21 protein-coding genes are annotated in these 24,174 nt (G+C 46.6%); 2 read left to right on the top strand and 19 right to left on the bottom strand.

Annotation, left to right across the window (positions count from 1 at the left end; all coding sequences use genetic code 11):
* Positions 1-49 precede the first annotated feature (49 nt).
* The 4 genes from B212_RS0106805 to B212_RS0106790 form a co-directional block, all read right to left on the bottom strand.
* Positions 50-1,237, bottom strand: a complete 1,188-nt coding sequence (locus B212_RS0106805) for a carbohydrate binding domain-containing protein (RefSeq protein WP_019909767.1) — start codon at positions 1,235-1,237, stop codon at positions 50-52.
* Between the two features lie 7 nt (positions 1,238-1,244).
* Positions 1,245-3,239, bottom strand: a complete 1,995-nt coding sequence (locus B212_RS0106800; RefSeq protein WP_019909765.1) for an RHS repeat domain-containing protein — start codon at positions 3,237-3,239, stop codon at positions 1,245-1,247.
* Between the two features lie 398 nt (positions 3,240-3,637).
* Entirely contained in the window at positions 3,638-4,108 is a 471-nt protein-coding gene (locus B212_RS0106795) for an FG-GAP repeat domain-containing protein (protein WP_028530662.1), read from the bottom strand.
* A 40-nt stretch (positions 4,109-4,148) separates the two neighbouring features.
* A complete protein-coding gene (locus tag B212_RS0106790; RefSeq protein WP_028530661.1) occupies positions 4,149-4,601 on the bottom strand; it encodes an FG-GAP repeat domain-containing protein in 453 nt (150 codons plus the stop codon).
* Positions 4,602-5,195: 594 nt separating this feature from the next.
* On the opposite strand from B212_RS0106790, the gene B212_RS33030 reads away from it, so the two are divergent.
* The gene (locus B212_RS33030; protein ID WP_019909763.1) at positions 5,196-5,393 is read left to right on the top strand and encodes a hypothetical protein; all 198 of its coding nucleotides are present in this window, start codon (positions 5,196-5,198) and stop codon (positions 5,391-5,393) included.
* Positions 5,394-5,845: 452 nt separating this feature from the next.
* Here the strand turns inward: B212_RS33030 and B212_RS0106780 are convergent, their stop codons facing one another.
* The 8 genes from B212_RS0106780 to B212_RS0106755 all read right to left on the bottom strand — a co-directional run bounded on the left by B212_RS0106780 (position 5,846) and on the right by B212_RS0106755 (position 14,545).
* Positions 5,846-6,088, bottom strand: a complete 243-nt coding sequence (locus tag B212_RS0106780) for a hypothetical protein (protein ID WP_019909762.1) — start codon at positions 6,086-6,088, stop codon at positions 5,846-5,848.
* A 398-nt stretch (positions 6,089-6,486) separates the two neighbouring features.
* A complete protein-coding gene (locus tag B212_RS33735) occupies positions 6,487-6,930 on the bottom strand; it encodes an RHS repeat-associated core domain-containing protein (RefSeq protein ID WP_084673394.1) in 444 nt (147 codons plus the stop codon).
* Positions 6,864-11,441 carry an RHS repeat domain-containing protein gene (locus tag B212_RS0106770; RefSeq protein ID WP_156830078.1) on the bottom strand — a complete coding sequence of 1,526 codons (4,578 nt, stop codon included), beginning with the start codon at positions 11,439-11,441 and terminating at the stop codon, positions 6,864-6,866. Before B212_RS0106770 ends, B212_RS33735 begins: the two co-directional genes overlap by 67 nt.
* Before the next feature lie 660 nt (positions 11,442-12,101).
* On the bottom strand, positions 12,102-13,373 hold the full coding sequence (locus tag B212_RS0106765; protein WP_019909759.1) for an NBR1-Ig-like domain-containing protein: 1,272 nt from the start codon (positions 13,371-13,373) through the stop codon (positions 12,102-12,104).
* 74 nt (positions 13,374-13,447) lie between these two features.
* Entirely contained in the window at positions 13,448-13,579 is a 132-nt protein-coding gene (locus B212_RS35890) for an RICIN domain-containing protein (protein WP_084673251.1), read from the bottom strand.
* Positions 13,580-13,600: 21 nt separating this feature from the next.
* The gene (locus tag B212_RS0106760) at positions 13,601-13,861 is read right to left on the bottom strand and encodes an RICIN domain-containing protein (protein WP_084673250.1); all 261 of its coding nucleotides are present in this window, start codon (positions 13,859-13,861) and stop codon (positions 13,601-13,603) included.
* An 81-nt stretch (positions 13,862-13,942) separates the two neighbouring features.
* Positions 13,943-14,035, bottom strand: a complete 93-nt coding sequence (locus B212_RS35260) for an RICIN domain-containing protein (protein WP_232231466.1) — start codon at positions 14,033-14,035, stop codon at positions 13,943-13,945.
* A gap of 294 nt (positions 14,036-14,329) precedes the next feature.
* Entirely contained in the window at positions 14,330-14,545 is a 216-nt protein-coding gene (locus tag B212_RS0106755; RefSeq protein ID WP_019909757.1) for a hypothetical protein, read from the bottom strand.
* Positions 14,546-14,868: 323 nt separating this feature from the next.
* Here B212_RS0106755 and B212_RS0106750 point away from each other — a divergent pair, with 323 nt between their 5' ends.
* A complete protein-coding gene (locus B212_RS0106750; protein ID WP_019909756.1) occupies positions 14,869-16,731 on the top strand; it encodes a discoidin domain-containing protein in 1,863 nt (620 codons plus the stop codon).
* A gap of 504 nt (positions 16,732-17,235) precedes the next feature.
* On the opposite strand, the gene sigF is transcribed toward B212_RS0106750, so the two are convergent.
* The 7 genes from sigF to B212_RS0106705 form a co-directional block, all read right to left on the bottom strand.
* Complete coding sequence (gene sigF, locus B212_RS0106740) at positions 17,236-17,991, bottom strand: RNA polymerase sporulation sigma factor SigF (RefSeq protein WP_019909754.1); 756 nt, start codon at positions 17,989-17,991, stop codon at positions 17,236-17,238.
* Between the two features lie 11 nt (positions 17,992-18,002).
* The gene (gene spoIIAB, locus B212_RS0106735) at positions 18,003-18,458 is read right to left on the bottom strand and encodes an anti-sigma F factor (protein ID WP_019909753.1); all 456 of its coding nucleotides are present in this window, start codon (positions 18,456-18,458) and stop codon (positions 18,003-18,005) included.
* The gene (gene spoIIAA, locus B212_RS0106730) at positions 18,455-18,808 is read right to left on the bottom strand and encodes an anti-sigma F factor antagonist (RefSeq protein ID WP_019909752.1); all 354 of its coding nucleotides are present in this window, start codon (positions 18,806-18,808) and stop codon (positions 18,455-18,457) included. The genes spoIIAB and spoIIAA overlap by 4 nt, the downstream gene beginning before the upstream one ends.
* Before the next feature lie 173 nt (positions 18,809-18,981).
* Positions 18,982-20,175 (bottom strand): D-alanyl-D-alanine carboxypeptidase family protein, encoded by a 1,194-nt coding sequence (locus tag B212_RS0106720; RefSeq protein WP_028530660.1) that lies wholly within the window; start codon positions 20,173-20,175, stop codon positions 18,982-18,984.
* Positions 20,176-20,634: 459 nt separating this feature from the next.
* Positions 20,635-21,597, bottom strand: a complete 963-nt coding sequence (locus B212_RS0106715; protein WP_019909747.1) for an ABC transporter ATP-binding protein — start codon at positions 21,595-21,597, stop codon at positions 20,635-20,637.
* Positions 21,594-22,571: an ABC transporter ATP-binding protein gene (locus tag B212_RS0106710; RefSeq protein WP_019909745.1), complete on the bottom strand. Its 978-nt coding sequence runs from the start codon at positions 22,569-22,571 to the stop codon at positions 21,594-21,596. Before B212_RS0106710 ends, B212_RS0106715 begins: the two co-directional genes overlap by 4 nt.
* Positions 22,572-22,889: 318 nt before the next feature.
* The gene (locus B212_RS0106705; RefSeq protein WP_019909744.1) at positions 22,890-24,167 is read right to left on the bottom strand and encodes an ArgE/DapE family deacylase; all 1,278 of its coding nucleotides are present in this window, start codon (positions 24,165-24,167) and stop codon (positions 22,890-22,892) included.
* Between the last annotated feature and the right edge of the window lie 7 nt (positions 24,168-24,174).

Genomic DNA, 24,174 nt, shown 5'->3' with positions numbered 1-24,174 from the left:
TAAACATTATTATGGTAGCGGGGTATTTAAGTCCTCTTACCTAAATAATCTAAAAGCTCTTCACTGAGATATTATCCAGATATACTGTCCCTTGAGCATTACTTGCGGTCGCGCTTAGGTGAAGGTGAATTCGAGCTGAGACTGCATTAGCTGGGGAGGTCACATTCCCGGAGAATGTTGCCCAATCTGCAATGTTTTGAGTATACTCAACTGGCGTTTGTCCTCCGATCAATTGATTATTCGCATCATAAAAGAACACAATGACCGAGAATTTTGCATTCTTCATGTTCGCCAGCTTCAGCATCCCTTTTACGTTATAACTTTCATTGTCTTTGATTAACATCACCTGTGAGACGTTTGCCCCATCTCCAGCATTCGGAAATGAGGTTACAGCTAGCTTTTGGGCTTGTCGTCCTTCAACTGCCGCTCCGGTTATGATTTCGTAAGCTCCGCTGACTTCTGGCGCCATGTACTTGTCCCAGCCATCGGCTCCCCCATCATGTCTTTTATCTGATTCAAAACCACCATTGAACACTAGATTTGAGTCTTTTTGTAATGTGGCGGTTACTCCATCCAGATACACCGTCCCTTGGGCATTACTTGCCGTCGCGCTTAGGTGGAGATGCACTCGAGCTGAGGCTGCATTAGCTGGCGAGGTGACATTCCCGGAAAACGTCGCCCAATCTGCAATGTTTTGAGTATACTCGACTGGTGTTTGTCCTCCGATCAATTGATTATTTGCATCATAAAAGAACACAATGACCGAGAACTTTGCATTCTTCATGTTCGCCAGCTTCAGCATTCCTTTTACGTTATAACTTTCATTGCCTTTGATTAACATCACTTGTGAGACATTCGCGCCATCTCCAGCATTCGGAAATGAGGTTACGGTTAGCTTTTGGGCTTGTCGTCCTTCAACTGCCTCTGCAGTTAGGATTTCGTAAGCTCCTCTGACTCCTGGCGCCATGTACTTGTCCCAGCCATCGGCTGTATTCTCTGAACCCGAATAATTTTCAAATCCAGAATTAGATAATAGATTATCGGCTGTTGACTTGCTCACTAAGTTTCCATTTTTATCGTATTTCAACTCAAACGAGCCGTTCGAATTAGTTAATTCAACGAGCTGTCCATTTTTGCTATAAATATAAGTTGTTCCTGATTTTGCTCTTACAACAGGTATAGCTAATACGAAAATTATTATTGAGCAAATAAATAAAGAAGCTAATTTTCTTAACATCAATACTTCAATCCACCTTCGTACTTATTAAATTCCCGTTCCGGTCATACGAGTATCTAACAACTTGATTATCCGGCATTCTCACTTGCACTAATCTTCCATTCGCATCATACTGATAAGTTGTTAATTGCTGGATGACGATATCATCTATCGAGAGGGCACCGCCCCCGTGAATTCCCCAAAACATATAGTAATTATCTTGATTTCCTGTAGTGAACGTTACGGTTTTCGTGCCTTTCGTACCTGTGACATCGTTCCATATGGTCCAGCCTTTCATTTCGGTGTTATCCATTCCTCGGGCAGTAAAATAAAAATAGCGATTGTCATCACCAGGCTGCATGTCTATAGCCTTATAAGCAAAGCTCACAGTGTACGTCGTATTGGGCTGAAATTTCACTTTGTTTGAATCCGTGCATACAAACTCATTTCCACCCTGGTCTGTAGGGGGACTTAAGTAAGCGGAGTATAATCCGTTGACTACTTTCGCAGGATCACTTGTGATTATTCCAGAAACCGGCAAAAAGTTGGTTGCACTGTATGAGCCCTGTTCGAAGGATTCACTGACTTTTTCAATTTTGATATCATCCAGCGATAAAGCTCCGCCTTGATGTATCCCCCAGATTAAATAGTAGTTTGCTTTACTCCCTGTAGTGAACGTAACCGTCTTCTTGCCTTTATTCCCCGTTGCAGCCTTCCAAGTCATCCAGCCCTTATCTTCCAGATTATCGGTGCTCCTAGCCAAAAAGTAGAAAAATCGCTCATTCTCCGAAGCATCCATATCTATTGATTTATAGGAAAATGTCACTGAATACGTTGTATTCCCTTCGAATTTGTATTTATTCGGGTCACTATATGTGAATTCTTTCCACACCTCACTCAACTGTGATGTAAGATAGGCAGAATATTGTCCCGTAATTACTTTCGCAGGATCATTTGTAATGGTCCCGTAACCCGCAGTAAAATTTGTATTCGTATACGCACCGCTTTCAAAGGATTCATTGGTCTTGGTGATCTCTATATCATCTATCGAAAGTGCTCCACCTTTGTAGATTCCCCAGATCAAATAGTAATTTTCCTTGTTTCCCGTTGTGAATGTTACTGTACGGGTTCCCTTGTTTCCGCTGACCTCATTCCAGGTCGTCCATCCCTTATCTTCTGAGTCATCAGTACTCCTTGCCAAAAAATAGAAACAGCGATTCGCCCCTGCTGGCTCCATATCAATAGCCTTATATGCGAACGTAACCTTATATGTAGTGTTTTTTTCAAATTTCACTTTATTCCTATCTGTATATGCGAATGCCTTAAAGTCCTCTGTCCGCAAGGAGCTGAGATACGCCGAGTATTGTCCGCTCACTATTTTCGCAGGATCACTTGTAATTACACCGGAGCCTGCCAAAAAATTAGTGGAGGTAAAAGAACCCTTTTCGAAAGATTCGCTGCTGGCAGGAGTGGTTTTTACAATCTGAATGTCATCCATGGAGAGTGCGCCTCCGCCGTGAATCCCCCAAATTAAATAATAATTGTCTTTATTTCCGGTTGTAAAAGTCATCGTTCTGATCCCGCCATCCCCGCTTGCATCCGTCCAAGAGGTATACCCTTTGTCCTCCTGAATATCATTATCAGTGCTTCGGGCAAGAAAATAGAAAAAGCGGTTAGCATCTGCTGGCTTCATATCTATGGATTTATAGGAGAAAGTCACTGCATAGGTCGTATTCTTCTCGAATTTAACTTTACTTTGATCCGTATAATTGAATTCTTTCCAGACTTCTGACGGAAGGGCGCTTAAGAACGTAGAGTACTTCCCATTCACTACTTTTTGCGGATCACTAGTAATCGCCCCATAGACTGGAACATAGCTGGTGCCAGCATAACTTCCACTCTCAAATGTTTCTCTAGGTACGATTATATTTTCCGCTGCAAATGCCTTACTCTGGTTAATACTTAGCATAAAAATAAAAAAGACGGTCTGTAGTAAATAGATGAATAATCTGGTTCTTTTCAAAAGCTTCACACTCCTGAGATTGAGATAATCTGAAGTCAAGCAGCAGATACTTAGCATAGGCCATATTAACAAAATCAGCTTTGAATTCATCCAACTGAAATAGCAGTTTCTTAAACCCAGAACTCCTCAACAATCATATGACACTCGCCTAATTTTGAAAATGGTGGTAAATTGTCGAAAAAACTATTGTATTGTCGAATTCCTCTGTATATTCGACACAATTTTCTTACAAATCCACCCAATCACCTATATATAGGATTATTTGTTGTTTTAAGGAATACCCAAAAACTTGGGATTGAATTTTAAACACTCATTCTTTCCAGTGAGTTATCAACGGGTAGGCGCATACCAGCCCCCCACTCGGGACTTTCATCGACGAGATGATCATGCTGGGCGTACTAAAAAAGCTCTTGTAATTCAATCCATGAGCTTTTTCGGCTTCTTACATTTATACGATTATTTTTTCTGCAAATTAAATTCCCATTTTTGTCATATTCATAGCAGATTTTTTTCCCGTCGGGATACGTTATTTTCTTGAGCTGTCCCGCAGCATTGTACTCGTACTTCGTTTTTAATGGACCTGCGCTCAAAGAAACAAAAACATACCCTGCCGTAGGCCCAGGTGCCTCTCCTTTAGTTATTACGTCACTCTTCCCGTCCCCATTAACATCTGCCAACCATAAGCTTGCGGTATTGTTAATAATCTTTCGGCCTGAGTACCAAGTCCAGGGTTCAAAGCCTGTTCCGGTACTTAATGAAAAATATAACCAACCATCATTAATCGCTCCGGCTTGTCCAATGGTGAGCAATTCTGTTTTTCCGTCCCCATCTACATCTTCAAACCACATAGTACTGTTGTCATCAATCATACGGGAGCCCAAATCCCATCCGTCTACCTGAATTCCAGGTTCAAGACGGGTAACTACTCCCTGTGCTTAAGGAAACATATACAAAACCTGCATTCGCAGCACCAGCTTGACCTTTGATAAGCAGATCGGTCCTGCCATCTCCGTTTACATCTGCAAGCCACATGGTACTGTTATCATCAATCATTCGTTTCCCCGAACTCCACGTCCATGTTGGGTAGCCAGTTCCGTTGCTCAAAGCCACACATACAACGCCTGCATTCCATGCTCCGGCTTCACCTTTAGAGATCAAATCCGTTTTACCATCTCCATTAACATCATCAAGCCATAGCTTGCTATTGTCTTCAAGTACTCTTGCGCTCGAATTCCAGGTCCACCCCGAATATACTTTTCCATTACTAAGAGATACATATATATATCCTGCATTCCATGCCCCTGCCTCACCCTTAGTAATCATATCTGCCTTACCATCTCCGTTTACATCGGCAAACCACATATTGCTGTTGTCCTCAAGTATTCTTGCGCTTGAATTCCAAGTCCAAGGTGTTTAGCCTAGCCTGTTGAAGTCGTGGCACTTATTTTATCAGCGCCGAGAGTTGAACTCATAGTTAAAAGTAAACCTAGTGCTAAGATAAAGCGACTAATTGTTCCTAGTTTACCTGAATTTGGCCACATCTTAATATTCACAAAAAAACCTCCACATTCATTTGTTTGCTATGTATGTATTAATCGAAAGGAAATTACTAGTATAATGTAACAGATATCCCCTTCTAATTATAGTTAAATCTACCTGTGGTTTCAAAACAGACGCCGTGCCACTTCAGGGTGTAAGTCATAACTTTACCGTATGACACAAAACGGAAGTTAAAACGGGAGATTTAACTAATGTGGGGCATTCATTTGCTTTAGCCGGTCGTGGTCAATGATGATCATTGGCTGACTGGAAAATCCTGAAAGAACTACAATTTCTGCTGAACTTGAAAATGGATTTCGCAGAACCGGTTGGGGTTATTTGCGTATGCGGCGATTCGCCAGCGAATTGATATGCAGTGTTATCTTCGCACGGACCATGCGGAGATGGGGGGCGTATATGAGCCTGCATCTTAGCGCGGTGGGTTCAGAGCATGAGTTGGAGGCGGTGATGGATGAAATCTACCGCTTTTCCAGCGGAGCCGCCCGACTGGTGTACAAGTTGTGTACCCACGCCTTGCTCTACGGTACACAGCACAAGCGCCGGATTGTAGATGACCATATGGTGAAGCGTGTGATCCAGGGAGAATTGGCATGATTCTCCCTGCTTTTCTATCCTACTGCGGATAGCATGGCCGTCAATAGCAGGACATTTTATACCGTCTATCTCTGGACATTATGGATTAGCAGTAACAGGTGGGTTTATTCAACACAGGATCGCCCTACTAAAAAAAGAAACCTTGAAAGGCAAAAGCCGATCAAGGTTCTTAATACAAAAATATGATTTTGCAGCAGCAGATCTACTTATGCACCAAACATTTTTTAATAAACTAATTAATTAGTCGTTATAGCAATTGTTCACATTTTATTTGTTCTACCTGTAAATTTTCAAATACTGGCAAAATACTATCCAAATACTAACTAAAATCAGTGATGTCGATATCATCTTTTACTTTAATTTTCTTTCTTGCTACCGATAAACTAAACATCATATGATTGGTATTAAATATTAACAATTCACATCCAACTTCTGAATCTGCTCGCATTAATTCAACTCCAATTATCTCCTTTTGTTCCTGCTTTTTTTAAGATATCAAAGAGTGTGTCACTATTGAGAGTGGCAGAGGTCCAATCGAAATCATCAACATCACCTAAAGGTAGTATTGTAACCTCCCCATTACTGTTTACGTAATCCCAACCTTCATTCACAAAATTCTGAAATAAATCAGGAAGTGATAAATTTGCACGACTACGCTCGCCTAAATGAATATTTATTGAGGCTGATATTGACATAAGTTCCCTCCTTCTTATTACCACTCAGTAAATTTAATACCCTTTGAGAATCTTTAATCGCTTCTGGGATTGGAGTGTTAGAGTGCAGCTCATATGCTGCACCATTCTAAGTTGCAATTTTCAATCTACTTCCCATGTCTGATTAAACTTACTCAGTCTATCAGTTGAACTTGTAATCTGATTTCAATATCCTCCAGATTTTGCTTCACACCAAATATTATCTACAGCCCCATCAAATTCTCTACCTTGCATCTTGAAGCTTCCTCTACCTTGCAACGTTTTAACTAGAAAATCCTCAAAGTCTTTCCCAATTAACCCCTTTGCACTGTTTGTCGTAGCCTTAACAGCTTCCTCAGCTTTTATCGCTTTCTTCGCGCCATTTATTAATGCTTTGATACCTAAACAGCACCATTTTCCACAAGCATGAAATTTCTCTTTATAAACTCCGCTGCCGCTGAACCTCTTACATCCATGGAATATCTATCGTCTCCCATGATTTGAGTTAGCTCGAACTGATTCATTTCAGAAAAATACTCAAACTCCTGACCTTCACCATATGAACTATCATCTGCCCCGATACTGTTAGCCCCTCTAGTATTCATATATCCAGTAGGGTCTGTATAAATTAATGGATTATTTACAACATACGTATACAAATTCAAACTCAGCGGATTATCAATCTGCCCCTCAACCGTATCCTCATTTAATAACCGACCGATACTTGGATCATAATACCGCGCCCGCAGATAATAAAGCCCGGTTTCTGGATCATAGCTTAGCTCACTCCCGTGTACTTGAAGGAGTTCGAAATCTCCTCTTTCTGAGAAGTAATATCCCCCCATTCATCGAACACATAATTGTTCTTAATCTCGCCGTTTGTGTCAACAATCTGTACGACATCTCCGTGACCGTTATATAGGTAATAATAGTCCTTGGATGCCTTCTTGTCCTTCTTCACCAGCACCCGGTCTCCACGGACAAAGCTTGCTTGTTCCACGTAGACGCCGCCTACGATCTTTTCTTCCGACAAGACCTGCCCATTTAAATTGTAGTTGACCTGTGTCTGCGTATTTCCGTTTGTCTTCATGTACCGCAGGCCATCGGCATAATACTGGAAGCTGGTTGTACTCCCCCCTTTGGTGACTGAGGTTAAGGTGTTCTGCAAGTCATACGCATAACTCGTATCTGTGGTATCCAAACTCAAACTGCTCGTGTCGGATAAAGTTTGCCGATTGCCTCGCAGGTCGTAGGTATACATGGTTTTCCCACCATCTGGACGCGTAATCGACACCAAGCGGTTTAGCGCATCATAGCCATAGTTTGTTGTTTGTGCCGTGTTGCTGCCTTTGCGCAACTCGCTTACCGTAACTCGATTGCCATTGTTGTCATAACCATAGCTATAGCTCGAAAGAACAGAAGTCCCCTTCGTATTACTCATGCTCTCGATCCAGCCTAGCGCTTTGTTATACGTGTATTCTGTCTTTAGTATACTGTTATCCGTGAGCGTCGGATACGTAATCGACTTCACCAGATTGTTCGCCAAGTAGCTGTACCTAACATTGTTGGAAGCATCACTGGTAAGCGTCGAACTGCCATTGGTTTGTATTTTGTCCAGTCGCTGTTTGTTATATTGATAGTTCGTGTAAAATCCCATATAGCTGTCGTTGATCTGTGTCATCCGTCCCAGTACATCTCTCTGATTCAGTATGAACGCTGAGTGATTACCGCCAACTGAGTAGGTCGAGCGCACTTGACCCAAGCTATCCATCACTTGCGTTTGGGTGGCGGTTACCTGGTTATTCGTGAGAGTTTGAATCACCTGGTTTCGCGGATTATCCTTGCCGAAAATCACATTCGTTTCCTGGGTTTGGGCCACATTATTAATTGTACCGTTGATCGTGCTTTTTATCAGTTGCCCGCTTTCGTCGTAAGCATACCCAAACGTACTGCCGTTGCGATCTGTTTTGCTTATTAGTTGACCTAAGCTGTTGTAGGAATAGCTTTCACTTTGCGAGGCTCCATCCTGTTTCACGGCAAGTAAGCCCAGTTCGTTATACGTTTTTGTGTTCAGCGTTTGCGGCGTGCCACCCTTAGCTTGAATGGTTACCTTGGTGAGCTGCCCGTTGCCGTCATAGGAATAGTTAGTCGTCTGATTTAGAGCATCTTTTACCGCAGCTAAGCGGTTTAACGTATCGTATACAAATGAGGTCGTGACTCCATCTTCATTGAGGTTATTCTTCGGGTCCGTGTACCCGGTCACCTTGCCAGAGCTATTGTACCGGTACGACTCGCTAATCGGCTGATTCCGGTTCGGCCAATCCTTATAGGTTAGACTAGACGATTTGTTCCCCCAAGGATCATAACGGTCTTCCGCATAGTTCATCTTCTCGCCGGTGGTCCCGTCCTGAATATAGCTGGTATTCGTGCGCGCTTTCAGGGAATAGTCACTGATGTAGAGATCTCCATTGGCCGTGGTTGCCCGGTTCTGCCTGCCCCAGGCATCATAGCCTACAGAAAGTGTATTCCCCGCTGGATCAATGGAGTACACTGGGCGCCCCATATCGTCATAATGATATTGTGTGAAGACCCATCCCACGTTATCATCAAAGTGCTCCTCCAACAGAGCCAGCCCCAGCCCGTTATAGAGCACGTTGGCATAGGTTTTAACCACACTGTTATTGGAAAGGTTCGTAACGGTGCGAATAGAATCGACTTTTAAGACCTCTGTCCCTGAATTGATGGAATCAAAATTCCCAGAGGACTGATTATAGTAGTTGTAATCGGTCACGTCACTATATCTTTCCCCGTTGGCATTGGTTCGAACAGGATGTGTTTCTTGTTTTAGACGGCCCATGGCATCATAAGTATAGGTTGTCGCATGCTGCTCCCCATCCTTCTTTTCTGTGACTCTCCCCGTACCCATATCATAGGCCGTCGATGTTTGGACGATCTGCTGATTTCTCTGGCCGATATTGAAATAGGCTTCTTCTACCGTTGGATAAGCATACCCTGTTTTCTCTCCATAGGTCACGACAGACCTCGCAACCGTTTTCCCGCCCGCTTGCTTCTCTGAGGTGGCTTTGTACAGTGGGCTAGTTCCATCTGGTGCATTCTGATACGTGAAGCTTGTCATTTCCCCCACCGCATTCGTAGCTGTCTGCACACGTCCTTGTGCGGTATAGGTGTAGCTCTCCGAAAGAGCTGATGAATCATTTTCGCTGGCATACCATGATTTCGAACTTAATAAATGATAATTAGACTCATAGGTAAAGGTTGTAGTGTTCCTCGCCTTCAGCGTGGGATTATTGCGCTGACTGTCCGTGAGTGGGCGAGTGACTGCCGTGACATTTCCCCATTCATCATAATTGGTCTCACTGTACAGCTTGTTCGCCGTGTTATCGGTGTCCCCAGGGCCATACTCCCAAGTCTCAGTTGCTGTAGGCAACTGAGTAATCACGGAGTGGAATACCGTATTTTTTTCGATCTTCTTTTCACCGTTCGCCGCTTGGCTCACTGCCGACAGGAATTGCCCTTTGCCATTAAAGGTTCGAGTGACACTTAAATTGTCGGCAACGTTATACATAACGCTGGAGTAAGTGTGAGAAGCCGGAACTAAATTGAGTCCATAATACGTTGCATATCCGTCATAGCTACCGTTATAGCTGTAAGTTGTTTCGTTGTATCTTCCGCTATACACACCGGATGTAAGAACTTGGTCATATCTCGTTTTGACAATGGGAGTATCAATGCTTCCATAGGGACCCATATTTCGTGCCTGATATCCCATTTCATAGACCGTACGGGAATGCGGATATTCAATTGAGGATAGCAATTCGTTTCCAGCTTCATAGCTGAAATTCTGTTTGATATCCAGCTTTTCCGGCTTGAATTTGGTGTTATATACATAATCTCCACGTACATAATTGAATTTAAGCTGTTCCCCGTTTTGTAATGTGATGGATTTGAGCTCCGGTGAGGTTTTTTCTTCCCATTCTCCATAGTATCTATCCTCACCGTCAATGAATCCCAAATATTTCTTAGTCCAATACCCTACTCTAGCCCGAGTATATACTACCTTCTGACTAACCATTTTGTTCAGATCTTTTACTGTAATCGTCAAATTCTCATCTGGAAGGTCCTTATTGGCTTCAGCTTTCCTAGAATTAATCCAGTCATAATTAAAATCAATGACTCGCCCAACGCTGTCAATAATCTGGGTGATCAAATGTTTGGATTGCCAGTTATCCGTATGCCAATACGCTCCATATTTAAAAGTAATGGTATTTCCGAAACGATCCACTATGCCCAATAGGCCAGGCTCTCCAAAATATTCTCTCTTTCCATCCGCATATTCAACATAAGTTGTTGACAAAAAATCTCCGTTGCTGAATGAACCACCATCTATAAAAATACGCTTGTCCTTGCCTTTGTAATCGTAAAAGCCTCCCTCCAACCCATGGATCGCATCCGTGTAATATCTATAGGTGCCGCCTTCCCCATCATGATAATAGTCGGAAGTAATAGAGGGGAACCGGAAACTCCACCCTGTACCCAAATCGTATTGAACATTACGGTTTAGATTGGGGATATTAGAATCACTAATGAATTCGGAATCGTTGGAATTGTACATAACGCCAATATTCAAATCAAGTCCATCCCTTCCGGGCAAACTGATCTGCGTATCCTTCCAAGTCAAAGTGCCAGAAGCGGGGTCTACGCTTTCACTACTTAGGTTCCGGTCGGAATATTGCGGTTTACCGACTTGGTTAATGGCTGCCATTTTAAAATCGTCAATCACACTGGCAATTGCCATGTCCAGCGTCGATACACTTTTCGTGGAAAGAGCAGCAAAGGATGAAATTGGATTGATAATAAGATCTTCCAGCTTCGAGTAGACGTTATCCGTTACCCCGTAAGCTTCCTCCGTAACACTGGTGGAGCCACCTTTCGCCTTCAGGTTCTGCCGGAGTTCATCCCAGCTTACTCCTCTTTTTGTATAGAGCGCTAGCAGTTCAAAGGGATTAAGACCGGCTTCAACGCTTAAATAAGCAATTTCGTAGACATCCTCAACCTGTGCGCCTTGGATCATCAGTTCACGAATATCCTTTTTACTAAGGAGAGGCTCAGTAACGGCTCTTTTCATTTTCAGGCTTGGTTTTGCATATTTGGCTTTGATCGCATTAATACGTGCTTGTTCGCTATCTTCAGTGGAAAGGCGTGTCGAATACGCTGCAGCCTCTTCGGGGGTAAGAATCAGACCATCCGGCAACCGACTCTTAGCTTCCGAATACACGTCTTTAGGAACCGAAGACATATCCGGAGTCGGTGTCGGAGTAGGCACTGGTTGTTCCAACGCTTTCTGTACCGTGTTGGGATTCCACGGCGTAGGTGATGGTAGTACCACATCTTTTGGTTTTGCATCGTTCTTTCCGGCCGTTACCGTTTTACTCAAATCTGTTGCAGCCAGTACATTTCCCGCATACTCTGGTGTAAGCAGGCTTAATATTAAGAGAATGAGGACGAGCTTATAGCCTATTTGTTTAAGCTTCAAAAAAATCTCCCCTTAGGATGGTTTGTAAATATTAATCTATATACGAGATCACAGGATTCCAATTCGCTCCATCATAGCTACTGTCTCCACTTCTATCGACTCTGAAGCAAATTGCATCGCTGGCGGTAATTATCATTAAGCTCTGCACAGGTAGAGTTGTTAAAGGCAATGATTCGTTCTCAGAGCCGTGTACCATTCTTCAGTACCGTAGCGACGATCCCGTCTCCGCTGCGGTATTCTTTTTGGCAACATTGCCTGTAATGCGAACTGTATCTGAGTAAAGGCCGCACATTTACGGACTGAATCAGTCTGGTCCGGAGGCTGGAAGTCATTCAATATTATGGTGACTGCCGATGAACCTACCCACTGGTTGCCCTCATATTGAAGGTTTGTGTAACTGTGCCGTTCGTTGCTGATAATAATCGAACTTCATCATCTACCCCGCGTTTCAAGTGAAATCCATTATCGCTTCTCTTTGCGAATCAGGTTGCCATTGACATCATAGTAGTAGTAGATGGTTTCTCCGGTGGGTAATTTGACATATTTCATTCTTCCGGCAGCATCGTAATCGTAATTAACCGTTCTGGAGGGATCAACTACAGTAACTGTCTGAGTGAGCACCTCACCAAACCAGGTCACCGCCTCTTGCAGCATACTCCAATCGCTTATGTACACACCTGCTGCTGAAGGAGCCTTCATTTGAAATTTGAATGTATACTTCTCACCCGGTGAAACAATAACACCTGAAGGTAAAAAAATCCGGTGTATTGTAAACGGGTCACTGTCCCCTACACCACCAAGTCGATATTTCCCCACTGAAGTACTATCTTCATACCAACTGGTATTTCCGGTATTCCTGACTGTGATAGAGACATCATAAGTTTTTCCGGCCTCCATTATAGACGGTATGGTATGACTGATCATAGAAGCATTCCGTGTTCCATCCGTAACCTGCACATTTTTGGTCAACGTGGAACCAAACCAAGCAACCCCGTCCTGCACCATACGCCAGTCTGTGGTATACGTTCCCGCTGCATCAGGTGCTTTCATTAAGAAAGTGAAACTGGTGGTTTGTCCTATTATTACCTGCTCATCCAAAATATTTTGTCGGGTATTTGCAAAGGGATCATTATCCCCCACTCCTCCTAAGCGATAAAAAGCTTCTTCATACCATATTCCTTGACCATCATTACGTACAGAAATGGTTACAGGATAACTGTGTCCTTTAGCCATTACATCGGGGATCGTATCAGAAATAATAGTAGCTGCATTTTTGGCTACTGTATTCGATAAAGATACATTAAAGGTTAAAGTATCCCCAAACCATTCAACTCCATCCTGTACCATGCGCCAATCCGTGGTAACGACTCCAAGCTTCCTGGGTGCTGTCATTGTAAAGGTGAAGGTTACGTACTCCCCTGAATGTACTTCCCTGCCGTCAGGTATAAGCTGCCTGGTCGTAGACAATGGATCGGAATCTCCCACCGCTCCAAGGCGAAAGTGATCCTTTTCTGTCCACACCGAAGGCCCATCATTTCGTACAGTCACGGTTACGGTATAGCTCGTCCCCATTCTCATATTAGAAGGTATGGTATGAGATATAATGGTCGCTGATCTGGCAGCAGCATGTATCTTTTCAGGAACAACAGCGGCGAACAGTGCACCGAAGATCAACACACATGCAAAAATTGTAACTATTCTGTTCAGTAAAAATCGCTCTCTGCTAATGTTCAAATTGCTCTTCCTCCAATTGATCAAGATCGCTATACAAGCATTGAGTAACGGATGTTATTGGATACTTGTTTCAATCAATTTTTCCGTATAAGCTTCCACTGCTGCGAGGTTGTCCCATTCGCTGTATGAATCTGAAGACATGCCCCGTCCGCAATATTTCCTCCCGGAATATCTACCACTTTATTGCTGTTCGTATTAATCAGAATGAAACTATCTGATGCATCCTGCTATATGATCCAACGATGAGTGGTTGTCCCATTATCCGGCCATACTTGAAGTAGCGCTCCATTGTTCTTGGAGCCCTTGGCTACTTCAAGCGTTTTTCCACTGTTCACATTCTTAAGCTTGTAGCCTGTCATCCCGGTGTCATAGACGATCCATCGCTGGGCCGTTGTTCCATTACCAGTCCACAAATGAACGGCTGTTCCATTATTCGTTCCTCCACCCGCCACATCAAATGCCTTCCCACTGACCGTGTGAGCAATCAACCCCGCTCGGAATCGCCCTTATCAACTTCCATTTCTGGGATGTCGTCTGATTGCTTGTCCACATTTGCAGCAGATTTCCATTCACGGTGCCCCACCTGAGACATCCAGTGCTTTGTTGCTGTTCACGTTGATGAAGGTGACAGTCTTATCGCCATTGTCCGTCATCTGTTTCACGCTTGCGCGGTTCTCGCATTTGTCGTTTCATCCTTGACTACGAACTCCCATCCACCAACCGCTTTTCCGTCTGCATAGACACATAAAGTCCCCACTCGGAATTATGCTTACTTTAAACTACAGTCGCTCTCCACACTCCCGGCGCAGCCTTCTGTCCCTATATCCACTCAATATCATCCTGACCACCTGTTTCTGTCCATGTGGGGAACAGTACCTTTTGGACGTTCATGGAGACACCGAGCACATAAAGGTCGTAAGACACGGCTGACCATATACGAAACAGTTAAAATACTTTTATTTTTCTTGAGAAGGTTCCCATTGATCCGGCCAAATCTCTGTTTTCAGTCTGCCTTTATTGTATACATAGGCTTTTTGTGTTTCCGTCGTTCCCGGACAATTAATAACAATATAATCGGTTGTCTGCACACTGGCTGAATGTACGAAAGAGACCTTACTTGCAACGATTACGGCCAACACAGCAAAGCTGAGCCATATAAATCTCCAATTCATTAAGGCTCATGCTCCTGTCATTCTAATCTTTCCATTGTGTCTCTCATTGCTATAACTGGCTCTTCCCCCGTTCTTTCAGTTAATTTAAAGCTAACTTTAAGTAAATTTTCAGCTAAGTCTCTATTTTGCATCATACGACAAAAATAAATATTTGGATATAGAGGTAATTTGTCGAAATTTATCATTATATGTCTAATTTCATCAAAAGTAATAACTGAAATAAAAATCTTTCTCAATCGGCTACTTTCAGCTTGACCATTCCCAGTACTACAATCCATAATTCAGTAGATTACATACCTATTATTCTTATGAGGAGCTTCCTGATGAACTATCGCTATAGCATCGTAACCCTACTGTTTTTAATGCTTACGTTTTTGAACAAACCAGCTTTAGCTACTGCCGAGGCCGCTACAGTCGAATCGCTAAACAATTCTAAAACATATTACCAATATGACTTAGGAGGGACGAAGCTGATTTACACACTCACTCCTTACAACACCGTCTACAATGTGTATGATGCCAATGGCAACATGTTACGCACTATTCAATCCGATATGCCTGCTCTGTTCACTTCTTCGACGTTCACTGGCTGGGAGGCTTATAAGCTAGGGGATGGAAATGCGGAAAGTATCTGGTCGAGTCATGGACATCCGGTTGAACAGGGAACGGAGTGGGTAGCAGCAGACTTAGGCGACGTTCATTTTATCGGGGGAATCAGTCTGACTCCACGCAGCACTATGGGCTTTCCTAAAGATTTTCGTCTGCAATCCAGTACCGATGCGATTAATTGGACGGATATCCCTGGTCAGACTTACACAAACTATTCTAACAACGGAAGTATTCAAAATTTCACCTTCAACAACTCTATTGCTGCCCGGTATGTTCGAGTATTCGCTACAAAATTAGGTAAAGATGATATGGGGAACTACTATTTTCAATTGGGAGAGTTTAATGTTCATCTGAGTAAAATCACCGCCTCCTCCAGCCTTCCAGGTTGGCCCGCCTCACGGTTAATTGACGGGAACAATGCTTCATACTGGTCTAGCAACGCCCGTGGCAATGAGGCGAGTATTGAGTGGATTGCTGCAGATGCCGGAGACACTACATTTATAAGCGGAATCAGTCTGACACCACGCGGCACTTTAAGCTTTCCAAAAGATTTTAAGCTGCAATATAGCCTGGATGCTGTTAACTGGACGGATATTCCGGGACAGGTTTATACCAATTATGCGAATAACGGGAAAGTACAAACCTTCTCTTTTGACCGTTCAGTGATAGCAAGGTATGTTCGGATTTATGCAACGAAGCTAAGCAAAGATGATATGGGGAATTATTATTTTCAGCTTGGGGAATTTACACTGAATTCTTCAAAGGTCGCTGCCTCATCCAGTCTGCCGGGATGGTCAGTGGCCCGGTTAACCGATAACGATACTACCTCAATCTGGTCCAGTAATCCACATGGAACGGCAACAGAAAGTGAGTGGGTGGCATTTCATTTGGGCCGGGTAGAGACAGTAGGAAGTGTGACGATCACGCCGAGAGCAAAGTATGCTTTTCCGGTAGATTTCAAATTCCAAGCCAGCAATGATGCCGTAAACTGGACGGATATTAAAGGGCAATCCTATACCAATTATATTAATAACGGCAATGTGCAGACGTTTACTTTTGAAAGCTCAGTCATCGCCAAGTATATCCGGCTTTATGCAACGAAGCTCAGCAAGGACGATGTGGGCAACTACTATTTTCAATTAGCGGAACTCAAAACCAATCTGGTTAACGCAGCCGCCTCTGCTTCTTTGACCGGTTGGCCGGCAACCCGTCTGATAGATAATAATACAAACAGCATCTGGTCCAGCCCTTACCATGCCAGCAGCATCGCTACAGAATGGGCTGCGCTTGATCTGGTAAGCAGTCAGTCGGTCAAAAGTGTCACAGTAACGCCAAGAGGAATACTCAGTTTCCCACTAGATTTCAAGCTGCAATATAGTAATGACGGCATCCGGTGGCAGGATATACCGGGGCAAAGCTATACCAATTTCAGCAATAACGGTTCTGTGAGGACATTTACGTTCACTCAGCCGATATTAGCTCGATTTATTCGGCTGTACGCGACGAGACTGGGTGTGGATGATAGGGGTAACAATTACTTCCAATTGGTTGAAATGAAAGTAAATCTTGCATCTTAGCAATAATGTGAAGGAACATGCAGGCTTGTTTTAGCTTCGACACAGACATTACCATTCCTCGCAGAAACTAAATTGCAAATTCCTGCGCTTCTTCAATTGTTGCATGCCTGAATTTTTCATTGGACACCAGGAACATAAACATAATCATATTTGTTTGTTTATTAAAATTCATGATTCGATCAAATCTCAGCTTGTTCGGAATTAGAAGTCCCGTAAGACGGAGAATATAAAATAACAGAAAATGCTTCTATAGTCTTTCCAACGACTATTAAACCATTGTGATAAAGTTTATACTACTTCGGGATATAAATAAAAACACCCTTAAACCCACGCCAAAAAACCGCCCCTCCCGAGGCGGCTTCCTGCATCAACTTGCACCCGTCACATTCACTGCTCATACCTAACTGACTGTTAACGCTTATTCCCTACTTGCTCTCTAGCAGTCACCCTGGCTGCATTACACTCGACCTGCTCCTGACAATTGCCCTGCTCCTGACAGCCGGACTACTGCGCGATCTGCTCGCGGATGCTCGCGAGGATTTTCTTTTCCAGCCTCGACACCTGGACCTGCGAGATGCCGAGGCGGCTGGCGACTTCGGACTGAGTCTGGTCGCGGTAGTAGCGCAGGTAGACGATCAGGCGCTCGCGTTCGGTCAAGGCCCCGATGGCTTCATTCAGCGCGAGCTTGTCGAACCAGCGCTCCTGCGACTCGTCGGCGATCTGGTCGATCAGGGTGATCGGATCGCCGTCGTTCTCGAAGACGGTCTCGTGGATCGAGGTCGGCGGCTTGTTGGCCTCCTGGGCGAAGACGATTTCTTCGGGCGTCACGCCCAGCGCCTCCGCGACCTCGCCGATGGTCGGCAGGCGGTCCAGCGTTTTGGACATTTCATCCTTCATCTTGCGGACCTTGTTGGCCATTTCCTTGAGCGAGCGGCTGACCTTAAGCGTGCCGTCATCGCGCAGGAAACGCTGGATCTCCCCGATAATCATCGGGACCGCATAGGTGGAGAATTTGACCTCATAGCTGAGGTCGAATTTATCGACGGACTTCAACAGTCCGATACAGCCGATCTGGAACAAATCGTCAGGCTCATACCCGCGGTTCATAAACCGCTGCACCACCGACCAGACGAGACGGATATTGCAGTTGACCAGCGTGTCGCGGGCCAGAGTATCTCCGGCTTGACTGAGTGCAATCAGACGTTTGACCTCCGCATCGTCCAAATAGGTCGGCGGAGCTTTTTTTGACTCTGCATCCATGGCTCCAACCCCTAATTGTATAAAGCTTTTTTCGAGACGATGGTTTTCTTCATTGAAATGGAGGTACCGCGCCCCGGTTCACTTGTGACTTCGAATTCATCCATGAAATTTTCCATAATCGTAAACCCCATGCCCGACCGTTCCAGCTCCGGCTTGGACGTGTACAGCGGCTGCTGGGCCAGTTCCAGGTCCTCAATGCCCTTGCCATTATCCTCAATGGTGAGATGCACGGTTTCATGCTCGATGGAGGCTGAGATATTGACAATTCCTTCGGGATCACTGTCATACCCGTGGATAATGCAGTTGGTGACCGCCTCGGACACGACCGTCTTCAGGTCATTCAGCTCATCCATCGTAGGATCGAGCCGGGACACAAAAGCCGCCACCACCACGCGCGCGAACGATTCGTTCTCCGACAGTGCGGCAAACTGGACGCTCATGAAGTTACCCGCTTCGCTTTTTGTCATAACGCAACCTCCAAATCCGAGAGTGCAGCACTCTCGTTGTCATATAGGGGCATGATTTTGAACAAGCCCGACATTTCCAGCAGCCTTTTTACAGGTGCGGTGGCATCACAGACAACCATTTTGCCGCCTTTGCTGCGGATCAGCTTGTACCTGCCGAGAATCACGCCAAGCCCGGAGCTGTCCATAAACTGGAGTTCCTTCAGGCTGAGAATCAGATGCTCCACTTGACCCCGCATAATCGCTTCATCCATATCCATACGTACATATTCGGCTGCATGATGATCCAGCTCTCCAGACAGCCGGACAATCAGCACACCCCGGTGATGCTCCATCTCCACATGAGAATTCATGCTTGCCACTCTCCTCTTCGTTGCTTTCAAAAACCGCCTGTACATCAGTTCTTTCCCCTACAAGGACAAGGTTTTCTACGCAGCAATTCAGGAATCCTGCCTCACGACAAAACTAGAAGAAAACCCCTACGAATCTACAGAAGGCAGGGGATCAATCTACAAAAAACAAGAAATTAATCAAACTTGAACAGGGAACCCGTTGACCGTTTGAACAGCTTCCACCAGCCCGCCTTGGCGACATTCGCGTCCGCCTTCAGCTCATATTCTTTAAGCACATTAGTGCCCTGATAGACTACCAGCTTGCCCACCGTTTGGCCTGCGGTTACCGGAGCTTTGATGCTTTTCGGAAGCACCACCTCGTGACGGATGCCTTCCTGGGTGATTCCTTTGCGCAGGAGCACACTGTATGTTTCCTTGGCGGTCAGCGGCAGCTCCGTCTTCACACCCTTTTCAATCTTCACCTTGCCGATGGCGTCCCCTGCCTTGTGGATGGTGTGTACCTTATACTGGGAAAAGAGATAATCGAACATCCCCGACACTTCGCTGTTGCGCGTCTTGGTGTTGGGTTCGCCCAGCACGACAGCGACGGCACGCAGTCCATCTCTGGCCGCAGTCGCGGAGAGACAGAACTTGGCTTCGGATGTATAACCTGTCTTTAGACCGTCAGCCCCCGTATAAAAGCGCACCAGTTTGTTCGTATTCACCAGCCAGAACGGCTTCGCTGAGTCCTTGCGCAGATAATCCTGGTAAGCGCCTGTATACTTAATAATCCGCTCATGCTTCAGCAGCTCCTTGCTGATGACGGCAATGTCGTGGGCGGAGGAATAGTGATTCTCTGCCGGCAGCCCGTTACAGTTGGCAAAATGCGTGTCCTTTAAGCCAAGCTCCTCGGCTTTCTTGTTCATCTGATCGACAAAAGCGCTCTCCGAGCCGGCCAGCTTCTCCGCCATCGCCACAGAAGCGTCATTGCCCGAGGCCATCGCGATGCCCTTGAGCATTTCGTCCACAGTCATCTCTTCGCCAGGCTCCAGAAAAATCTGCGACCCGCCCATTGAAGCGGCATATTCACTTGTCCGCACCTTGTCGGTCAACTGCAGCCTGCCTTCGTCCAGCGCTTCGACGGTCAGCAGCATCGTCATAATCTTCGTAATGCTCGCCGGCGGCAGCTTGTCGTGGCTGTTCTTCTCATAGATGATGGTGCCGGTGTTCGCATCCATAAGTATGGCGGAACGTGCTCCCGGGGCTAGATCTACAGCAGCGGCGGTTTTACCGGTGCCTTTGGGTTTGGCCTTTTCCTCTGCGTTCGCGCCGGATGCCGCTCCCAGAACCGAGGCAGCAACACAGAGCGCAAGCAGTGCATAACGCATTTTTCTCACAATGGTCCCCTCCTGAACATTAACCTTCATTTCACAGGTACTGTGTTCCAGTATGGTCAGAAAAGGTGAAAATTATTCCATTTGTGAACTGTTAACTGTATTTCATACAACTACAAACCAATACTATGGCGCGTTTTGAGCTTTAATTGCACTTCCTGCAGCTAAAAAGTAAGCATTTCGGCAAAAGAGAGCTATCTACGATTTTTAATTGCACCCAATGCAGTTATTCCTAAAAAAACTTATTTATCATTGTTTTTAACTGTACAAAATACAACTACCAGGACAAACAAGGTAATCGTTGCATCGCCGCAAATAGCAGTGACTCCACATCCACCAATAATGCACAAGCCCTCACAAAAAAACACCATAAAAATAGGCCAACCAGAAATATCCGGCTGACCTAATAAAAACGAAGACCACCCGCTCCCGGATGGCCTCAATACTTCTTCCTTAATATAAATGGCAGGAAACCTGGTGCCCCGAGTCCTGCTCGCGCAGCACCGGCTCGTCCTTGCGGCATTTGTCCATCGCAAACGGACAACGCGGATGGAAGGCGCAGCCGGTCGGAGGTGTCTCCGGGTTCGGGACATCTCCGGTCAGCACAATCCGTGATTTTTTCAGTCCCGGATTCGGCACCGGCACTGCCGACATGAGCGCCTGAGTGTACGGATGCAGCGGCTTGGCGAACAGCTCCTTGGTGGGAGCAAGCTCGACAATACGTCCCAGGTACATAACTGCAACCCGGTCGCTGATGAATTTCACGACAGACAGGTCATGGGAAATGAACATGTAGGTCAGACCGTACTGCTCCTGCAGGTCCTGCATCAGATTGAGCACCTGTGCCTGAATGGAAACATCCAGGGCAGAGACCGGCTCGTCACAGACGATGAACTTCGGATTCAGCGCAAGCGCCCGGGCAATGCCGATGCGCTGCCGCTGACCGCCTGAGAATTCATGCGGGAAGCGGTGCGCCTGGTAAGGCGAAAGGCCGACGACCTCCATCAGTTGCTCGACACGGCTTTTCAGCTCGCTGTTCTTCGCCGCTTCATGCGTCCGCAGCGGCTCCTCCAGAATGCGCTGGACGGTCCAGCGCGGGTCCAGCGAAGCATACGGGTCCTGGAACACCATCTGCATATCGGTGCGGAACCGCCGCAGTTGTTCGGTATTCAGACTGCGCACATTTGTGCCGTCAAAGAGGATTTCGCCGTCCGTCGGCTCAATCAGGCGCAGAATGGCCCGCCCCGTAGTAGACTTGCCGCAGCCGGATTCACCGACAACGGCAAGGGTTTCTCCCTTCTCTACAGACAGAGTGATGCCGTCCACCGCTTTGACAGCCCCGACCTGCTTGGCAAAAAAGCCTTTGCGGATCGGATAATGCTTCTTCAGGTTGCGTACTTCAAGAATCGCGCTCATGATACTTCCTCCTCCTGCAGCAGACAACGGCAGCTATGCCCCGGCCGGGTCTCAAGCAGCTCCGGACGCTCCGCCCAGCAGCGCTCAACCGCTACCGGACAACGCGGAGCGAAGCGGCAGCCGGTCGGCAGATTGGCCGGATTCGGCACCTGGCCCGGAATCGAGGGCAGCCGGTCATTCTCTCCGGCAAGCTGGGGCAGCGAAGCCAGCAGTCCCCGGGTGTAGGGATGCAGCGGCGTGTTAAACAGGGTGGCGACATCCGCCTCCTCTACAATCTGGCCTGCGTACATAATGACGACCCGGTCACACATCTCCGCAACGACCCCGAGATCATGGGTGATCATCAGGATGGACATGCCCTCAGTCTGCTGGAGCTCGCGCATCAGGTCCAGAATTTGTGCCTGAATTGTCACGTCCAGAGCAGTCGTAGGCTCATCGGCAATGAGTAGCTGCGGATTGCATACCATCGCCATTGCAATCATCACGCGCTGGCGCATCCCGCCGGATAATTGATGGGCATACTGCTGGGCTATTTTTTCCGGACGGGGAATCCCGACCTTACGCAGCATCTCCACCGACCGTTCTTCCGCTTCCTTCTTGCCGAGCTTGAGATGAAAACGCGCGGATTCCGAAATTTGCCGGCCGATTTTGAAGACCGGATTCAGCGAGGTCATCGGCTCTTGAAAGATCATCGCAATCCGGTTGCCGCGGATATTCCGCACTTCCTTTGCCGGCATCTGCAGCATATCCTTGCCTTCAAAGCGGATTTGTCCGGCGGCAATGCGGCTGATCCGCTTCGGCAGGAGCTGCATGATGGACAGCGAGGTAATGCTTTTACCGCAGCCCGACTCCCCGACAATGCCCAGCGTCTCCCCCTTGTGCACGGACAGGCTGATTCCGTCAACCGCACGGATCGTACCCGCAGCCGTTACGAATTCGGTAGCCAGCCCGGATACTTCAAGCAGTTCTGTCATCTTGATCCCTCCCCGCGGATTTTCATATTAGGGTACTGGTCGTAACTGCGGGGAATGTTTGGACTTCCGGCCGCTGTTGTCTTCAAATTTCTTGATTTATACCGCTCTTAGCGGATGAAATTCGAAGACAAAGGCGGACGCTACCGCTCCTACAGTTCCAAACTTCCCCTCCGTACTCCTACCTTTTTTATGATTTTTTTAACTTCAACTTATATAGAAAGCCCGTTCTTCTGCTGTAGAAAATGCAGTAGTTTGTCTCTCAACCAATCGTAACATCAATAGTACTCATCGGCTTAACGTAAAATTTGTCAGTTTACCTTACTCTTCTACCCCAAGGTACTTCAGCGCTGTCAGCGCATAGACCTTGGCGCACTGGATAATCTGCCAGACCGGCGCTTTTTCATTAAAATTGTGGATGGTGGACAGCTCGGCAGGGCCGTATTGCAGCACCGGAATCTGGTGGGTGCGGAAATGGCGCGCATCGCTGGAGGCCCATTGCAGCACACCGTACGCTTCCTCGCCGCTCACCTCGCAGATGCTCTCCACCAGATCACTGACAACCGGCTCTTCCGTAGCGGTCCAGTTGGCATTGCCCTGGAAGCCGAAGCCTTTGACCTCGGACTCAATCCCTGCTTCAAGCAGCAGCGAACGCGCCCGGTCCAGCACATCCCGGTAATCGACGCCAAAAGGCACCCGGGAGTCCACCTGCACCGTGCAGCGGTCGGCTACCACGTTCACCTTGGTTCCGCCCTGAATTGTTCCAATGTTGACCGTCACATGATCGAACACCTGATAGGCGATAGAGCCGTCCTGTTCACGCTCCTTCACATAATCCTGGGAGATGCGGATAATCTCCTTGACCTCCTCAGGGATGTCCGGCTTGATGTCCCATAACCGCTGAAGCGCTTCAATTCCCTTGGCTGCTTTGACAATCGCACTCTCCCCGACCACCGGCGCAAGACTGCCGTGTCCCGGCGTGCCTTCCACCGTGAACTCGAACCAGCAGCTTCCCTTCTGCCCAATCGTCGGATTCAACGGGCCGGATGGCTCGGCAATGACTGCTGCCGTTCCTGCAACCAGGCCACGCTCAAGCACCCACGGCACGCCGAGATGACCGCCCGTCTCTTCATCCGGCACGACCAAGAGCGCCAGATCGCCGCGCAGCGGAACGCCGAGTCGCGACAGCAGCCCCATGGCGAAGATCAGTCCGGCAAGTCCGGCCTTCATATCGGAAGCGCCTCTTCCCAGCAGGTAGCCGTCCACGATATCGCCGCAGAACGGATCGAAATCCCAGCGGGACAAATCCCCGGCAGGCACGACGTCCGTATGTCCGCAGAAGATCAATTTTTTATCGGAAGGCGCTTTGGCCTCAGTTTTCAATGTGGAGACGAGGTTCAGCATCGTTTCGGTCGCCGGATGCACCTCTGTATCAATCCCAGCCTGCTTCAAATACTCCATAATAAAAGCACTTATATCGCGCGAGTCGCCCGGAGGGTTCTCGGAAGGAAACCGGATCAACTGCGAGCACAGCTCCAGCAATTGCTCCTGCTCTTCATCTATCGCGCTCAGCACCTTGCTCTTCCAATCTGTCACCATGATCTGT

The sequence above is a fragment of the Paenibacillus sp. HW567 genome (assembly GCF_000374185.1).
In the GTDB taxonomy this organism is placed as follows: domain Bacteria; phylum Bacillota; class Bacilli; order Paenibacillales; family Paenibacillaceae; genus Paenibacillus_AQ.
This window is presented reverse-complemented; position numbering and strand designations above follow the sequence as displayed.

Excerpts from the sequence above, each read along its gene's own strand:
- B212_RS0106805 (WP_019909767.1), bottom strand. The coding sequence starts at position 1,237 with ATGTTAAGAAAATTAGCTTCTTTATTTATTTGCTCAATAATAATTTTC.
- B212_RS0106795 (WP_028530662.1), bottom strand. The coding sequence starts at position 4,108 with ATGATTGATGACAACAGTACTATGTGGTTTGAAGATGTAGATGGGGAC.
- B212_RS0106790 (WP_028530661.1), bottom strand. The coding sequence starts at position 4,601 with ATGTGGTTTGCCGATGTAAACGGAGATGGTAAGGCAGATATGATTACT.
- B212_RS33030 (WP_019909763.1), top strand. The coding sequence starts at position 5,196 with ATGAGCCTGCATCTTAGCGCGGTGGGTTCAGAGCATGAGTTGGAGGCG.
- B212_RS0106780 (WP_019909762.1), bottom strand. The coding sequence starts at position 6,088 with ATGTCAATATCAGCCTCAATAAATATTCATTTAGGCGAGCGTAGTCGT.
- B212_RS33735 (WP_084673394.1), bottom strand. The coding sequence starts at position 6,930 with ATGGGGGGATATTACTTCTCAGAAAGAGGAGATTTCGAACTCCTTCAA.
- B212_RS0106755 (WP_019909757.1), bottom strand. The coding sequence starts at position 14,545 with ATGAATTGGAGATTTATATGGCTCAGCTTTGCTGTGTTGGCCGTAATC.
- B212_RS0106750 (WP_019909756.1), top strand. The coding sequence starts at position 14,869 with ATGAACTATCGCTATAGCATCGTAACCCTACTGTTTTTAATGCTTACG.
- sigF (WP_019909754.1), bottom strand. The coding sequence starts at position 17,991 with ATGGATGCAGAGTCAAAAAAAGCTCCGCCGACCTATTTGGACGATGCG.
- spoIIAB (WP_019909753.1), bottom strand. The coding sequence starts at position 18,458 with ATGACAAAAAGCGAAGCGGGTAACTTCATGAGCGTCCAGTTTGCCGCA.
- spoIIAA (WP_019909752.1), bottom strand. The coding sequence starts at position 18,808 with ATGAATTCTCATGTGGAGATGGAGCATCACCGGGGTGTGCTGATTGTC.
- B212_RS0106720 (WP_028530660.1), bottom strand. The coding sequence starts at position 20,175 with ATGCGTTATGCACTGCTTGCGCTCTGTGTTGCTGCCTCGGTTCTGGGA.
- B212_RS0106715 (WP_019909747.1), bottom strand. The coding sequence starts at position 21,597 with ATGAGCGCGATTCTTGAAGTACGCAACCTGAAGAAGCATTATCCGATC.
- B212_RS0106710 (WP_019909745.1), bottom strand. The coding sequence starts at position 22,571 with ATGACAGAACTGCTTGAAGTATCCGGGCTGGCTACCGAATTCGTAACG.
- B212_RS0106705 (WP_019909744.1), bottom strand. The coding sequence starts at position 24,167 with ATGGTGACAGATTGGAAGAGCAAGGTGCTGAGCGCGATAGATGAAGAG.